This is a genomic window from Mycobacterium sp. OAS707, from assembly GCF_014873705.1.
Taxonomy (GTDB): Bacteria; Actinomycetota; Actinomycetes; order Mycobacteriales; family Mycobacteriaceae; genus Mycobacterium.
The window spans coordinates 204,051-217,536 of record NZ_JADBDS010000004.1 but is presented as its reverse complement, the minus strand read 5'-3'; the positions used below and the strand labels follow the sequence as shown (position 1 = coordinate 217,536).

Annotated in this window: 16 protein-coding genes; 13 read left to right on the top strand and 3 right to left on the bottom strand. The window is 66.6% G+C overall.

The features are described 5' to 3' along the window. The first annotated feature begins 48 nt into the window (after positions 1 to 48). The 7 genes from hemL to GGC64_RS26055 are packed head-to-tail and all read left to right on the top strand — an operon-like array spanning position 49 to position 6,991. Positions 49 to 1,365: a glutamate-1-semialdehyde 2,1-aminomutase gene (gene hemL, locus GGC64_RS26085; protein ID WP_192725484.1), complete on the top strand. Its 1,317-nt coding sequence runs from the start codon at positions 49 to 51 to the stop codon at positions 1,363 to 1,365. Next, a complete protein-coding gene (locus GGC64_RS26080) occupies positions 1,362 to 1,970 on the top strand; it encodes a histidine phosphatase family protein (RefSeq protein WP_192725483.1) in 609 nt (202 codons plus the stop codon). Before hemL ends, GGC64_RS26080 begins: the two co-directional genes overlap by 4 nt. Continuing rightward, positions 1,967 to 2,563, top strand: a complete 597-nt coding sequence (locus GGC64_RS26075) for a TlpA disulfide reductase family protein (protein ID WP_192725482.1) — start codon at positions 1,967 to 1,969, stop codon at positions 2,561 to 2,563. Before GGC64_RS26080 ends, GGC64_RS26075 begins: the two co-directional genes overlap by 4 nt. Next, a complete protein-coding gene (locus GGC64_RS26070; RefSeq protein WP_192725481.1) occupies positions 2,560 to 3,330 on the top strand; it encodes a cytochrome c biogenesis CcdA family protein in 771 nt (256 codons plus the stop codon). Before GGC64_RS26075 ends, GGC64_RS26070 begins: the two co-directional genes overlap by 4 nt. A gap of 23 nt (positions 3,331 to 3,353) precedes the next feature. Continuing rightward, positions 3,354 to 4,898 carry a cytochrome c biogenesis protein ResB gene (locus GGC64_RS26065; RefSeq protein WP_192725934.1) on the top strand — a complete coding sequence of 515 codons (1,545 nt, stop codon included), beginning with the start codon at positions 3,354 to 3,356 and terminating at the stop codon, positions 4,896 to 4,898. Next, entirely contained in the window at positions 4,895 to 5,875 is a 981-nt protein-coding gene (gene ccsB, locus GGC64_RS26060) for a c-type cytochrome biogenesis protein CcsB (RefSeq protein ID WP_192725480.1), read from the top strand. The genes GGC64_RS26065 and ccsB overlap by 4 nt, the downstream gene beginning before the upstream one ends. 21 nt (positions 5,876 to 5,896) lie before the next feature. Next, the gene (locus tag GGC64_RS26055) at positions 5,897 to 6,991 is read left to right on the top strand and encodes a MinD/ParA family protein (protein ID WP_192725479.1); all 1,095 of its coding nucleotides are present in this window, start codon (positions 5,897 to 5,899) and stop codon (positions 6,989 to 6,991) included. Position 6,992: 1 nt separating this feature from the next. On the opposite strand, the gene GGC64_RS26050 is transcribed toward GGC64_RS26055, so the two are convergent. Beyond that, positions 6,993 to 7,157: a hypothetical protein gene (locus tag GGC64_RS26050; protein ID WP_192725478.1), complete on the bottom strand. Its 165-nt coding sequence runs from the start codon at positions 7,155 to 7,157 to the stop codon at positions 6,993 to 6,995. A 47-nt stretch (positions 7,158 to 7,204) separates the two neighbouring features. Between GGC64_RS26050 and GGC64_RS26045 the strand changes: the two genes are divergently transcribed. The 4 genes from GGC64_RS26045 (at position 7,205) to GGC64_RS26030 (ending at position 10,392) form a co-directional block, all read left to right on the top strand. Further along, positions 7,205 to 7,531 (top strand): DUF4229 domain-containing protein, encoded by a 327-nt coding sequence (locus GGC64_RS26045; protein WP_192725477.1) that lies wholly within the window; start codon positions 7,205 to 7,207, stop codon positions 7,529 to 7,531. Further along, entirely contained in the window at positions 7,528 to 8,562 is a 1,035-nt protein-coding gene (locus GGC64_RS26040) for an aminotransferase class V-fold PLP-dependent enzyme (protein WP_192725476.1), read from the top strand. The genes GGC64_RS26045 and GGC64_RS26040 overlap by 4 nt, the downstream gene beginning before the upstream one ends. 52 nt (positions 8,563 to 8,614) lie before the next feature. After that, entirely contained in the window at positions 8,615 to 10,069 is a 1,455-nt protein-coding gene (locus tag GGC64_RS26035) for an NAD(P)/FAD-dependent oxidoreductase (RefSeq protein WP_192725475.1), read from the top strand. Between the two features lie 92 nt (positions 10,070 to 10,161). Further along, positions 10,162 to 10,392 carry a hypothetical protein gene (locus tag GGC64_RS26030; protein ID WP_192725474.1) on the top strand — a complete coding sequence of 77 codons (231 nt, stop codon included), beginning with the start codon at positions 10,162 to 10,164 and terminating at the stop codon, positions 10,390 to 10,392. A 19-nt stretch (positions 10,393 to 10,411) separates the two neighbouring features. On the opposite strand, the gene GGC64_RS26025 is transcribed toward GGC64_RS26030, so the two are convergent. After that, positions 10,412 to 11,995 (bottom strand): GAF domain-containing protein, encoded by a 1,584-nt coding sequence (locus GGC64_RS26025; RefSeq protein WP_192725473.1) that lies wholly within the window; start codon positions 11,993 to 11,995, stop codon positions 10,412 to 10,414. A gap of 107 nt (positions 11,996 to 12,102) precedes the next feature. Between GGC64_RS26025 and GGC64_RS26020 the strand changes: the two genes are divergently transcribed. Continuing rightward, entirely contained in the window at positions 12,103 to 12,498 is a 396-nt protein-coding gene (locus GGC64_RS26020) for a response regulator (RefSeq protein WP_225952468.1), read from the top strand. On the opposite strand, the gene GGC64_RS26015 is transcribed toward GGC64_RS26020, so the two are convergent. Then, positions 12,476 to 13,129: a response regulator transcription factor gene (locus GGC64_RS26015; RefSeq protein WP_192725472.1), complete on the bottom strand. Its 654-nt coding sequence runs from the start codon at positions 13,127 to 13,129 to the stop codon at positions 12,476 to 12,478. The two genes, GGC64_RS26020 and GGC64_RS26015, sit on opposite strands and share 23 nt — an antisense overlap. 171 nt (positions 13,130 to 13,300) lie before the next feature. On the opposite strand from GGC64_RS26015, the gene GGC64_RS26010 reads away from it, so the two are divergent. Continuing rightward, positions 13,301 to 13,483 (top strand): hypothetical protein, encoded by a 183-nt coding sequence (locus GGC64_RS26010; RefSeq protein WP_192725471.1) that lies wholly within the window; start codon positions 13,301 to 13,303, stop codon positions 13,481 to 13,483. The last annotated feature ends 3 nt before the right edge of the window (positions 13,484 to 13,486 follow it).

Below are 13,486 nucleotides of genomic sequence, written 5' to 3'. Positions count from 1 at the left end.
CTACACCCTGTAGTTGACCCGATCCGCCGGGCTGGAACACTGGTGGTCATGCACAGCACCCCGTTGTCGACGGCAGCCTCCGCTGCGCTGTTCGCCGACGCGTGCGCAGTCATCCCCGGCGGGGTGAACTCACCGGTCAGGGCCTTTTCCTCGGTCGGCGGCACCCCGCGGTTCATCACCTCTGCCTCCGGCTACTGGCTGACCGATGCCGACGGCAACCGCTACGTCGACCTGGTGTGCTCGTGGGGGCCGATGATCCTCGGCCACGCCCACCCCGCCGTGGTCGAAGCGGTCCAGCGCGTCGCCGCCGACGGCCTGTCCTTCGGCGCGCCGACGCCCTCGGAGACCGAACTCGCCTCCGAGATCATCGGTCGCGTCGCCCCTGTGGAGCGGCTCCGGATGGTCAACTCCGGCACCGAGGCCACCATGAGCGCGATCCGGCTGGCCCGCGGCTTCACCGGCCGCGCCAAGATCATCAAGTTCTCCGGCTGCTATCACGGCCATAGCGACGCGCTGCTCGCCGACGCGGGATCCGGTGTCGCGACGCTCGGCCTGCCGTCCTCGCCGGGAGTCACCGGCGCCGCGACTGCCGATACGATTGTGTTGCCGTACAACAACATTCCCGCGGTGGAAGAGGTGTTCGGACAGTTCGGTGACGAGATCGCCTGCATCATCACCGAGGCTAGCCCCGGCAACATGGGCACGGTTGCGCCGTTGCCGGGTTTCAACGCGGCGCTGCGCCGCATCACCGCCGACCACGGTGCGCTGCTGATCTCCGACGAGGTGATGACGGGCTTCCGGGTCAGCCGATCCGGCTGGTACGGCGTGGATCCCGTCGACGCCGACCTGTTCACCTTCGGCAAGGTGATGAGCGGTGGGCTGCCCGCCGCCGCGTTCGGTGGCCGCGCCGAGGTGATGGAGCGGCTCGCGCCGCTGGGCCCCGTCTATCAGGCAGGCACGCTGTCGGGTAACCCCGTCGCGATGGCCGCCGGCCTCGCCACCCTGCGCGCGGCCGACGACGCCGCCTATACCGCGCTGGACGTCAATGCCGACCGCCTGGCCGTGCTGATGGGCAAAGCGTTGACGGAAGCCGGTGTAGCGCACCAGGTTCAGCGCGCAGGAAACATGCTCAGCGTCTTCTTCACCGACGAGCCCGTCCACGACTTCGCGGCCGCCCGCGCCACCGAAACCTGGCGGTTCCCGGCCTTCTTCCATGCCCTGCTCGACGCAGGTGTCTACCCGCCGCCAAGCGCATTCGAAACGTGGTTCGTCTCAACCGTTCTGGACGACGAGGCGTTCGAGCGCATCGCCGACGCGCTGCCAGGCGCCGCTCGCGCCGCTGCGGAAGCGACGAAGCCTCAATGAGCGAGAAGACAGTTGTGCACGTGATGCGGCACGGCGAGGTCTACAACCCCGACAAGATCCTGTACGGCCGGCTGCCCAACTACCACCTCTCCGAGCGTGGCCGGGCCCAAGCACAGGCCGTTGCCGACTGGCTGGCACTGCGCGACGTCGTCTATGTCGTCGCGTCGCCGCTGGAGCGGGCGCAGGAGACGGCGCAGCCGCTGGCTACCAAACTCGGCCTGCCGATCGACACCGACGACGAGCTGATCGAGTCGACGAATATCTTTCAGGGTCAACGTGTCTCACCCGGTGACGGTGCCCTGCGCGACCCCCGCAACTGGTGGTATCTGCGCAATCCGCGGACGCCGTCCTGGGGCGAGCCGTACAGCGAGATCGCGACTCGAATGACCGCGGCGATGCACCGGGCGCGGATCAAGGCGGCGGGACATGAAGCGGTTTGCGTGAGCCATCAGTTGCCGGTGGAGACGCTGCGCCGGGCCATGACCGGCCAGACGCTGCACCACTTCCCGACCCGGCGGATGTGCAACCTGGCGTCGGTGACGTCCTTCTATTTCCGCGGCGATACCTACGTCGGCTGGGGATACGCGGAGCTGGCCGGGCAGTGAAGTGGCTGGCGGTCCTGGCAAGCGCGGCGATCGTCGCGCTCGCTGGCTGCTCCACCGGTGACGACGCTGTCGCCCAGGGTGGCACGTTCGAGTTCGTTGCGCCGGGCGGTAAGACCGACATCTTTTACGATCCACCCGAAAGCCGGGGTCGCCCAGGCAAGTTGGCCGGCCCCGAGCTGATGGACCCTGCCAAGACGATTTCGCTCGACGACTTTGCAGGCAAGGTCGTCGTGGTCAATGTATGGGGCCAATGGTGTGGGCCGTGCCGCACCGAGATCACGCAGCTGCAGAAGGTGTATGACGCCACCCGTGCCCAGGGTGTGGCGTTTCTCGGCATCGACGTACGCGACAACAACCGCGATGCCGCAAAGGATTTCATCGTCGACCGCAAGGTCACGTTTCCATCGATCTATGACCCGCCGATGCGCACGATGATCGCATTCGGCGGTAAGTACCCTGCCACGGTGATCCCGTCGACCGTCGTGCTCGACCGTCGGCACCGGGTGGCCGCGGTGTTTCTGCGCGAACTTCTCGCCGAGGATCTGCAGCCGGTCGTGGAAAGGCTTGCGGCCGAACCGGAACCGAAGACATGACCGGGTTCACTGAGATCGCTGCGGCCGGGCCCGTGCTGCTCGCGCTCGGGGTCAGCATCGTCGCCGGGTTCGTCTCGTTCGCCTCACCGTGCGTGGTGCCCCTGGTGCCGGGCTATCTGTCCTATTTGGCGGCCGTGGTCGGGGTGGAAGAACAGCCTGGGGCCGTGGCCGTGCGCACCGCACGCTTGCGGGTAACCGGTGCGGCGCTGTTGTTCGTCGCCGGCTTCACCGCCGTGTTTCTGCTCGGTACCGTGGCCGTGCTCGGGATGACCACCACGCTGATCACCAATCAGCTTCTGCTGCAACGCATCGGCGGGGTGCTCACGATCGTGATGGGTCTGGTGTTCGTCGGGTTCATCCCGCTGCTGCAGCGCGACGCCCGCTTCACGCCGAAACAGATCTCGACGCTCGGCGGCGCACCGCTGCTTGGTGCGGTGTTCGGGCTGGGCTGGACGCCGTGCCTCGGACCGACCCTGACCGGAGTGATCGCGGTGGCCTCGGCGACCGACGGCGCAAGCGTCGCGCGCGGTGTGGCACTGGTCATCGCCTACTGCCTCGGACTGGGAATCCCGTTCGTGTTGTTGGCCTTTGGCTCCGCACGCGCCGTGCAGGGCCTTGGCTGGCTGCGCCGGCACACCCGCGCCATCCAGATCTTCGGCGGAGTGCTGCTGATCCTCGTCGGCACCGCGCTGGTAACCGGCCTGTGGAACGACTTCGTTTCCTGGGTGCGCGACGCGTTCGTCAACGATGTGACGTTGCCGATATGAGAACGGTTTCCCCGCTCGCGCTGATGCGCAACACCTGGCGGACCCTGACGTCGATGGGCACCGCTCTGGTGCTGCTGTTCCTGCTCGCGCTCGGCGCCATTCCCGGCGCCCTGCTGCCGCAGCGCAGCCTCAACGAGTTCAAGGTCGAGCAGTACATCGCCGAGCACCCGACCATCGGCCCCTGGCTGGACAGGGTGCAGGCCTTCAGCGTGTTCTCCAGCTTCTGGTTCACCGCGATCTATGTGCTGCTGTTCATTTCGCTGGTTGGCTGTCTGACCCCGCGAATGATCGAGCATGTCCGCAGCCTGCGCGCCACCCCGGTCGCCGCCCCCCGTAACCTGAGCCGGCTGCCCAAGCACCACACCGCTGAGGTTTCCGGGGAGCCGCAACAGCTGACCGACACGATCTCGGGCCGTCTCAAGGGCTGGCGCCGCACCGTCCGCAAGGACGGCGACAGCGTGGAAATCAGCGCGGAGAAGGGCTATCTGCGCGAGTTCGGCAACATCGTCTTCCACTTCTCCCTGCTCGGCCTGCTCGTCGCAGTGGCGGCAGGAAAGCTGTTCGGTTACGAGGGCAACGTCATCGTCATCGCCGACCGAGGTCCCGGCTTCTGCTCGGCCTCGCCCGCGGCGTTCGACTCCTTCCGTGCGGGCAACACTGTCGACGGCACCTCGCTGTATCCGATCTGCTTGCGCGTCAACGACTTTCAGGCACACTATATGCCGAGCGGTCAGGCTGTGAGCTTCGCAGCCAACATCGACTACCAGGCAGGCGCCGACCTGAATTCAGACACCTGGCGGCCCTATCACCTGAAGGTCAACGAGCCGCTGCGGGTCGGCGGTGATCGGGTTTACCTGCAGGGCCACGGCTACGCGCCGACGTTCACCGTCACGTTCCCCGACGGGCAGACCCGCACGCAGACACTGCAGTTCCGGCCGGAAAGCCAGATCACCATGCTGTCGTCGGGGGCCATGCGCTTCGATCCGCCGGGCGGCAGCTATTCCGATGCCGACCAGCGACGGAAAAACCAGATCGCGATCCAGGGCCTGTTCGCGCCGACCGAACAGCTCGACGGGGCCCTGCTGTCCTCGAGCTTCCCGGCCTTGAACGACCCGGCCGTCGCCATCGACATCTACAAGGGCGACACCGGCCTGGACACCGGCAAGCCGCAATCGTTGTTCTCGTTGGACCCGGCGCTCATCGAGCAGAAGCGGCTCACCAAGAAGGCGCGGGTGAACCTGAAAGCCGGTCAGGACACTCGGCTGGACGACGGCACCATCGTCCGGTTCGACGGCGCGGTGCCGTTCATCAACGTGCAGGTCTCCCACGACCCCGCACAGATCTGGGTGCTGGTTTTCGCCCTGACGATGATGGCCGGTCTGCTGGTGTCGCTGGTGGTGCGGCGCCGGCGGGTCTGGGTTCGGCTCACACCCGCAGGTGCAGGTACGGTAAGCGTCGAGCTGGGCGGCTTGGCGCGCACCGATAACTCCGGCTGGGGCGACGAGTTCGAGCGGTTGACGCAGCGTCTGCTGGACGCCGACGTCCAGCCGTCGAAGGAGACCGTATGAATACCGAGCATGTCGACATCGGGTTGGCCCGCTATTCCGACTGGGCGTTCACCTCGTCGGTGGTGGTCCTGGTGGCCGCGATGGTGCTGCTCGCCGTCGAGCTGGCCTACAGCCGCGGCCGCAGGGTCGAACGCCGCGAGTTGGTCGGAGCCGCCGCGGCGGCGACATCGGGCATGGGCGCAACTGTCGGCGCGGACAGCGCTACCCCAGGCGTCGTCGCCGAAGCACCGAAGCGTCCGCTCGACGAACGCGCAGGCAAGTCCGGCCTGGCCCTGGTCTATGTCGGCATCGGGCTGCTGCTGCTGTGTATAGCGCTGCGCGGCCTGGCCACGGCGCGGGTGCCGTGGGGCAACATGTACGAGTTCATCAACCTGACGTGCTTCTCGGGTCTCGTCGCAGGCGCGATCGTGCTGCGCAAGCCGCAGTACCGCGCACTGTGGGTGTTCGTGCTCGTGCCGGTGCTGATCCTGTTGACCGTGTCGGGCCGCTGGCTCTACACCAACGCCGCACCGGTGATGCCCGCGCTCCAGTCCTACTGGCTGCCGATCCACGTGTCGGTGGTCAGCCTCGGCTCGGGCGTGTTTCTGGTCGCGGGGGTGGCCAGCATCCTGTTCCTGCTCAAGATGTACCTCCCCGACAACGCGTTTGTGCAGCGGCTGCCCGACGCGCAGACGCTCGACCGGATCGCTTACCGCACAACCATTTTCGCGTTCCCGGTGTTCGGCTTCGGCGTCATCTTCGGCGCCATCTGGGCTGAGGAGGCCTGGGGTCGCTACTGGGGCTGGGACCCCAAGGAGACGGTGTCGTTCATCGCGTGGGTGGTCTACGCGGCCTACCTGCACGCCCGCTCGACGGCGGGGTGGCGCGACAAGAAGGCGGCCTGGATCAACGTCGTCGGCTTCGTCGCGATGGTGTTCAACCTGTTCTTCATCAACCTGGTGACCGTCGGCTTGCATTCGTACGCTGGAGTCGGCTGATTCCAGAAGGGGGCGCACGCGTTGTCTGACCAGCAGGCGGGTTTTCGCGACCAGCAGCGGTTCAGCGATCCGGCGGAGGCGGTGCCTGCCGAATGGACCGCGCCGACCCCACCGAACGGGCTGCCGCTGGGATATGCGTCGCGCCCGCTGCAGTCACAGCAGAACGATCCGACGCCTTACTTCGACCTTTCGACCGTCGCCCTGCTGGGCCAGCCCAAGCGCGCCCCGTCCGAGGGCTGGCGCAAGTGGCTGTACTACGGCACGTTCAAGCTGGTCAACGTCGGGGAAAGCCCGAAGGTCAACCGGCGCAACGGTCTGGTGGCCGAGGTGCGGCGACCATTGCGTGGCTGCTACCGGATCGCGCTGCTGTCGTTGAAGGGCGGCGTCGGCAAGACCACCATCACCGCGACGCTGGGCGCGACGCTTGCGTCCATCCGCGGTGACCGCGTCGTCGCCGTCGACGCCAACCCCGACCGCGGCACGCTGAGCCAGAAGGTCCCGCTGGAGACGCCTGCCACCGTGCGGCACCTGCTGCGCGACGCCGAGGGCATCGAGGCTTACAGCGACGTCCGCGCCTACACCTCGCAGGGCCCCAGCCGGCTGGAGGTGCTCGCGTCCGAACAGGACCCCGCGGTGTCCGAGGCATTCAGCTCCGACGACTACACCCGCACACTCGAGGTGCTCGAGCGGTTCTACAGCCTGGTGCTCACCGACTGCGGCACCGGAATGCTGCACTCGGCGATGTCGGCCGTGTTGGACAAGGCCGACGTGCTCGTCGTCATCAGCTCAGGTTCGGTCGACGGCGCCCGCAGCGCCTCGGCCACGCTGGACTGGCTGGACGCCCACGGTCATCAGGACATGGTGCGCAACTCGATCGCGGTCATCAACGCGGTGCGGCCGCGCTCGGGCAAGGTCGACTTGAAGAAGGTGGTCGACCACTTCTCGCGGCGTTGCCGTGCTGTGCTTCAGGTCCCGTTCGATCCGCACCTGGAGGAGGGCGCGGAGATCAGCCTCGACCGGCTCAAGCCGCAGACGCGGGAGGCGTTGATCGAATTGGCGGCCGTCGTCGCCAACGGTTTTTCGGGTGCGAATCGCCAAGACGCCCAGTCGGGCTAGGTCACCGCGGGTTGTTGTCCCCGTGGCCGAGCCGCCGCAGGAAATCCGGATCGTCGTCCGGGCCGATCACGCGCGTCTTCGGGCGAGCCGCCGCTGTCATGCGCGTCAGCCGCCAGCCGGCGTAGATCAAACCGGCCAAGACGAGTATCAGGAGCAAATACGCCACAAAAACCTCCTTGGTGTGAATATACGCGCCGTCGGTAGGCTCGGGCCGTGTCTGACCGACCGTCCCGATCCGGCCTCGTGGTGGACGTGCTGCTCTACGTCCTGGCCCGGCTGCTGCTCGTCGTCGTCTTGACCGCGGTGATCTTCGGTGCCGGACATCTGCTCGGCGTGCGTGATTTCCCGCTTGTCGTCGCGCTGCTGTTCGCGTTGGTGATCGCGCTTCCGCTCGGCATCTGGATCTTCTCCCCGCTGCGGCGTCGCGCCACCGCAAGCATCGCCATTTTCGACGAACGGCGCCGCAAAGATCGCGAGCAATTGCAGGCCCGGCTGCGCGGCGAGGATTCCGCAACCGACGACCGGCCGCCGGCCGAATGACGGCGCGCGCAGCGTTCGGTGCCGAATTCGCCGGTGCCGACGGGTTTCTCAACTCGCCGACCTACGGCCTGCCGCCGGGCTTCCTCATCGACGCATTGCAGGACTGCATCGCGGCGTGGCAGGCCGGGACGATGGAGGCGTCGTCGTTCGACGAACCGGTTCGCGCGGGCCGCGCCGCCTATGCCGCCTTGACCGGTGTTCCAGTCGATTCGGTGGCCATGGGCGGCAACGTTTCCGCCGTGCTGGGTCTGGTGGCGGCGGCCGTTCCCGACGGCAGCCGGGTGGCCACCGTGGCCGGCGAATTCACCAGCACCACGTTCCCGTTCGCCGCACAAGCGGGCAGGGGCGTGACGGTCACCGAGTTGACGCCCGAACAGTTGGTTTCGGATGCGGCCGACTTCGATGTGGTGGCGGCCAGCCTGGTGCAGTCGGCCGACGGCGCGGTGCTCGACGCCGACGCGTTGCGGCGGACGGTGGCGGGCACTGACACACTGACCGTCCTCGACATCACCCAGGCGCTTGGCTGGAAACAGGTCGATGTCGGCTGGGCGGATGTGACGGCGGCCGGGGTGTACAAGTGGCTGCTGGCGCCCCGCGGCACCGCGTGGATGTCGTTGAGCGACAGGATCGCTCACATCATGACGCCGCATGCGGCGAACTGGTATGCGGGGGAAGACCCGTGGCAGTCGATCTACGGTTTGCCGCTGCGGTTGGCCGACAGTGCGCGCCGCTTCGACGCCTCGCCCGGCTGGTTCAGCGCGCTGGGCGCAGGCCTCACGCTGCCGTGGCTCGCATCGCTGGACGGCGCCGCGATCGAGGCGCATACCGTCGGCTTGGCCAACCGCGCGCGCATGGAACTCGATCTGCCCCAGCAGGATTCGGCAATCGTGTCGATCCCTATTGCCGATGCGGCCGACAAGCTGCGCGCGGCCGGTATTCGCGCGTCGGTGCGCGCGGGCGCCGTCCGCGTCGGCTTCCATCTGTACAACACCGAGGACGATCTGGATCGCCTGCTCGACGCGCTCCGATAGCGCCTTTTTTCGCCTCGGCGCGGCCTAGACTCACCGCGGGAAGGGAGGACAAATGACCTCCACATTTTCTGTTGCGGTGGTGGGCGGAGGCATCGGCGGAATCGCCGCCGCGACGATGCTCAAACGCGACGGCTACGAAAACGTCACCGTGTTCGAGAAGAACCCCGGTCTCGGCGGGGTATGGCACGCCAACACCTATCCCGGTGCGGCGTGCGACGTTCCGTCGCATTTCTACGAGTTCTCGTTTGCGATGAACCCCGACTGGTCGCGCAGGTACGCGCCGCAGCCGGAGATCAAGGCCTATCTGGAACGGGTGGTGCGCGAGCAGGGTGTCGAGCCGATGTTCCGGTTCAACTCCGAAGTACGCTCGGCGATTTGGGACGACCGCGGACATTGGGTGCTCGACACCGCCACCGGCGAGCATGTCGCGGATGTTCTCATCACTGCGTGCGGGCAGTTGTCCACGCCGAAGTATCCCGACATCGAGGGTCTCGATGAGTTCGAGGGGCCGGCCTTCCACACCGCGACGTGGCGTCACGACGTCGATCTGACCGGCAAACGGGTCGCCGTCATCGGCACCGGTTGCAGCGCCGCACAGGTCGTGCCCGCCATCCAGCCGCAGGTGGCGACGGCGGACGTCTATCAGCGGTCGCCGGGGTGGACGATGCCGCGGATGGATTACGAGTACTCCGAACGTGCCAAGCGGCTGTTCCGGCGTTTTCCGGCGCTGCAACGTCTCGACCGCCGGTCGGTTCAGGCGTTCATGGAGTTCGGCGCCATCGGGATGACGCGACGCAAGTGGCTGCTGACGCCGTTGAAGGCGCTTGGCCGCAAGCGGATACGCGACGCGATCGCGGATCCGGCGCTGCAGGAAGCGTTGACCCCAAAAGACGAGTTCGGTTGCAAGCGCGTGATGGTGACCGATGCCTGGTATCCCGTGCTGGCCAAACCCAATGTTCAGGTGATCACCGGTGGGGTGCAGCGGATCACGCCGCACGGCGTGGTCGGCGGCGATGGCGTTGAACGCCAGGCCGATGTGCTCGTGCTCGCGACGGGGTTCAAGTCCCACGACTTCGTCGCACCGATGGAAATCCGCGGTGTCGGCGGCCGCAGACTCGCCGATGAGTGGGCCGAGACGCCGAAAGCCTATCTGGGGCTCAGTGTTCCGGCGTTTCCGAATATGTTCCTGCTCTACGGCCCGAACACCAACGGCGGAACCGGATCGGTGGTGTTCATCGTCGAGGCGGGAATGACGCATGTGCTCGCGGCGCTCGCCGAACTGAAGCGAACCGGCACCCGCAAGATCGAAGTCCGTCGTCAGGTCGCCGACGATTTCCACAACGAGGTCAGGCAGGCTCTTCCCGACACGGTGTGGAGTGGATGCGGCAATTGGTATCTCGACGAAAACGGGCACAGCCCGAATCAGTGGCCATGGCGGTGGGCGGCGTACACCCGCCGGACCCGGGAGCTGGAACCGGGAGCGTATCTGGTGGGGGATAACTGCTAGCCACAGATGGGTGGCAGCGTTGACGACTTCGGCTCGCAGCCGCGCGATCCTGAGAGTGCCTACAAAAAGGCCAACAAAGGAGTAACGCGAAAATGAAAATCCGGGGTCTGATTCCGCCGCTGTTGGTTGCCGGTGCGAGTGCCGTCGCGATTGCGGTCGCACCGCTGGCCGCAGCCGCGCCCAGCTGTACGTCGACCGGCACGGCCAGCGTTTGCGAGTCCGAAGGGAACGCTCAAATCATTGCCACCCCGCCGCCAGTCGACTACCAAGCGCAGTACCCGTTCTTCGGCGACGTGCTGCTGTTCCACCACGGCGGGCGCTGAAACCCGTTCTAGGCATCGGCTATTCGCTCTGGAGTGGGATGACCACCGTCAAGGTCGTCCCACTCCCGGCCGGGCTGCTGATGCCAAGCCGGCCAGACAACGCCTCGACCCGGTCCTTGAGTCCGATCAACCCCGACCCTCCGCCCGCCGCGGCGCCGCCAACCCCGTCGTCATGGATTTTCAGGTGTAGCTCGTCGTCGTCGGCGACCGCGCTCACCGTCACGACAGATGCCTGCGCGTGTTTGGCCGCATTGGTCAATGCCTCGGCGACCACGTAATAGGCGGCGACCTCAACCGATTCCGACAGCCGGCGATCGACGTTCAGATCGAGCTCGACGGGCACGGCTGAGCGCCGTGCCAGCGTCTTGATGGCCGGGCCCAGCCCGCCCTTCGACAGGATCGCGGGATGCATCCCGCGGGAGATCTCCTGCAATTCCGTCGAGACGCCGACCAAACCGTCGACGACATTCGAAAGGTGTTCCCGCAGCTCTGGGTGTTCTTCCGTGATCGCCGCCTCGGCCGCGCGCAGCTGCAGACCGAGCGAGACGATGCGCTGCTGCGCACCGTCGTGAAGGTCGCGCTCGAAGCGGCGCCGGGCCTGATCGCTCGCGGCGACGATGCGCGCGCGTGACGCGGTGAGCTCCGCGCGCGTCTCGGCGTTGGAGATCGCCGTCGCGACGAGGTCGGCGAAATCGCATATGCGGTCCTCTGTTCCGGGAGGCAGCGGCTCGCTCTGCGCCGTCCCGATCACCAGCGCGCCCCACGTGGCGCCGTCGACGATGATCGGAGCCCCCACCGCCGAGCGCAGGCCGAGGCGACGGACCCGATCAGCCGTGGCGCCGGTGGCACCGTCGTAAGTGTCCATTCGGGCCGGTTCGCCGGTCTCGAGGATCAAAGCGGCAACATTGTCGCCGTCGAGCGGAATCCGCTCTCCGATAGCCATTTTCGTGGGTCCCTCATCGTCGCGGCCTGCGAGCAGTACCAGCGCCTCGCCCGACTCGTAGCGAATCAATGCAACATTGTCGATGCCGAGGCCGTGGGACAGTTCGGCAACGGCTGCGGGGTACACCTGTGCCGGGTCGACTCCACGCGCCACCATCGTCGCGACGCGTCGCAGCGCGGCCTGTTGGTCAGCGAGTGCGCTCGCCTTGGCGCGGCTTGCTTCTGCCTCGCGCCTGCGCTGCTCGGCTTCAGCGGCCCGCAACCGGGCCTGTCCGGCGAGCAGGTTCGCCAGCAGCGCCACCGGCAGGAAGATCAGGATGGCCAGCGCATCCTGTGGATGCGTCGGCAGAAATCCCGTGCCGGTGTCCATGTGGAATTGCACGTAGACCGCCGCACTGGCGAGCGTCGTGGCCACGGCCAGCCGGAAACCCCACCCAGCCGAGACGACCAACACGCCGACGAGGAAGAGCACGCCGAACGCGTTCTCGGGCGCGATGCGCTGCAGTTGGTGCACCAGGAGCGTTTCGGCGCAGATGAACGCGGCGGCGACGACGACGCCGAGCCACACCGGGGGTGAGGTCGGCCGCACCACAAGCGCCAGCAGTCGCGTGGTCAGCGGCCGCGGTTCAGGCGCGGGTAGCGACGCGGAGTTCTGATTCATCTGGCCTCTTCAACACGGCACGGCTCATCGATTATTGCCTGTGAGGATGGTAGGAGTTCCGGCTAGCGGGAATGCGATCATGGTGAACATCTGCGAAGCTCAAAACCATGTTTGCCGCGGGAGTCGACGTGCGCTGCTTGATCGTTGACGACAGCGCCGAGTTTCGCGACGCCGCAAGCGCGATGCTCGAGCGGGCGGGCATCAGCGTAGTCGGTAAGGCGTCCAATAGCGCTGAGGCTCTTAGGTTTTACGAAGACTTTCATCCAGACGTCGCGCTGGTGGATATCGACCTCGGCGGTGAGGACGGCTTCGAGCTCGCCGAGAAACTCGACCGTGCGGGCGCCGCAAGCCACTTGGCGGTGATTCTCGTGTCCACCTACGCCGAGTCGGATCTCGAAGAGATGATCAACGCCAGCCCGGCGGTCGGGTTTTTGCAGAAGCTCTCGCTGTCGCCTGACGCCATCCGGAATCTGGTCAACGTCAGCGGGCCTCAAGGTAAGTGATCACCGCCCGCACGCGGCGGTGGTCGTCGCCGGTTTCGGGCAGATTGAGCTTGGTCAAAATGCTGCGGACATGCTTTTCGACGGTGCCTTCGGTGACCCAGAGCCGCCGGGCGATGCCGGCGTTCGATCGCCCCTCGGCCATCAGCATCAGCACCTCTTTCTCACGTGCGCTCAGCGCCGCCAGCGGGTCGTCGCGGCGCCGCGCGGAGACCAGCTCCTGCACCAGTGCGGGGTCGACGACGGACGCACCTTTGGAGACGCGTTCCAGGGTGTCGACGAAATCGGCGACGTCGGTGACGCGGGTCTTGAGCAGGTAACCGATGGCGTGCCCGCTGGCCAGCAGTTCGGTTGCGTGCTCGACCTCGACGTGTGCAGACAGCACCAGGATTCCGGTGTCGGGCAGCTCCGTCCGGATCACGCGCGCCGCGTCGAGACCCTCGGTGGTGTGTGTCGGTGGCATGCGTATGTCGACCACGACGAGTTGCGGTTTGCGGTCGCGAACGACGGTGAGCAACTCGGTTGCATCGGCGGCTTGGCCAACCACCTCGAAGCCTGAGCGCTCGAGCAGGCTGGCGAGCCCCTCGCGCAGCAACACGTCGTCGTCGGCGACGACGACCTGCACTGCAGACATGTGGATCCTTCCAACGCCGGGAAAGGGGCAGACCCACCAATCTTGCATGGAATTCACAGTCGGGGCAGCAGGTTTACCGCTAGCAGGTATCTGATCCTCGGGTTAGCAGGAACGTTGGATGGCGGTCAGCGTTGACGACTTCGGGTCGCCCACCGGCGAAGGTTGTACCTCATGACCGCCTTGCTGGTTGACCTCCACTCTCCGCGCGCGCTCGCTGAAACGCCGCGATTTCTGGACAAATACGTCGCCGAGGCGGTCGGCGCATTCGCGCTCGTGTTCACGGTCGCCGTTGGTCTTGGCAGCCGTAGTCCCATTGCAGCGGTGGACTTCACCGCGTTGTTCGGCATCGCATAGTTT

What these genes read in the sequence shown, in the direction of transcription:
- GGC64_RS26040 (WP_192725476.1), top strand. Translation starts at nt 7,528, where the DNA reads ATGACGGCGCGCGCAGCGTTCGGTGCCGAATTCGCCGGTGCCGACGGG.
- GGC64_RS26035 (WP_192725475.1), top strand. Translation starts at nt 8,615, where the DNA reads ATGACCTCCACATTTTCTGTTGCGGTGGTGGGCGGAGGCATCGGCGGA.
- ccsB (WP_192725480.1), top strand. Translation starts at nt 4,895, where the DNA reads ATGAATACCGAGCATGTCGACATCGGGTTGGCCCGCTATTCCGACTGG.
- GGC64_RS26025 (WP_192725473.1), bottom strand. Translation starts at nt 11,995, where the DNA reads ATGAATCAGAACTCCGCGTCGCTACCCGCGCCTGAACCGCGGCCGCTG.
- hemL (WP_192725484.1), top strand. Translation starts at nt 49, where the DNA reads ATGCACAGCACCCCGTTGTCGACGGCAGCCTCCGCTGCGCTGTTCGCC.
- GGC64_RS26015 (WP_192725472.1), bottom strand. Translation starts at nt 13,129, where the DNA reads ATGTCTGCAGTGCAGGTCGTCGTCGCCGACGACGACGTGTTGCTGCGC.
- GGC64_RS26030 (WP_192725474.1), top strand. Translation starts at nt 10,162, where the DNA reads ATGAAAATCCGGGGTCTGATTCCGCCGCTGTTGGTTGCCGGTGCGAGT.
- GGC64_RS26080 (WP_192725483.1), top strand. Translation starts at nt 1,362, where the DNA reads ATGAGCGAGAAGACAGTTGTGCACGTGATGCGGCACGGCGAGGTCTAC.
- GGC64_RS26065 (WP_192725934.1), top strand. Translation starts at nt 3,354, where the DNA reads ATGCGCAACACCTGGCGGACCCTGACGTCGATGGGCACCGCTCTGGTG.
- GGC64_RS26010 (WP_192725471.1), top strand. Translation starts at nt 13,301, where the DNA reads ATGACCGCCTTGCTGGTTGACCTCCACTCTCCGCGCGCGCTCGCTGAA.
- GGC64_RS26070 (WP_192725481.1), top strand. Translation starts at nt 2,560, where the DNA reads ATGACCGGGTTCACTGAGATCGCTGCGGCCGGGCCCGTGCTGCTCGCG.
- GGC64_RS26020 (WP_225952468.1), top strand. Translation starts at nt 12,103, where the DNA reads ATGTTTGCCGCGGGAGTCGACGTGCGCTGCTTGATCGTTGACGACAGC.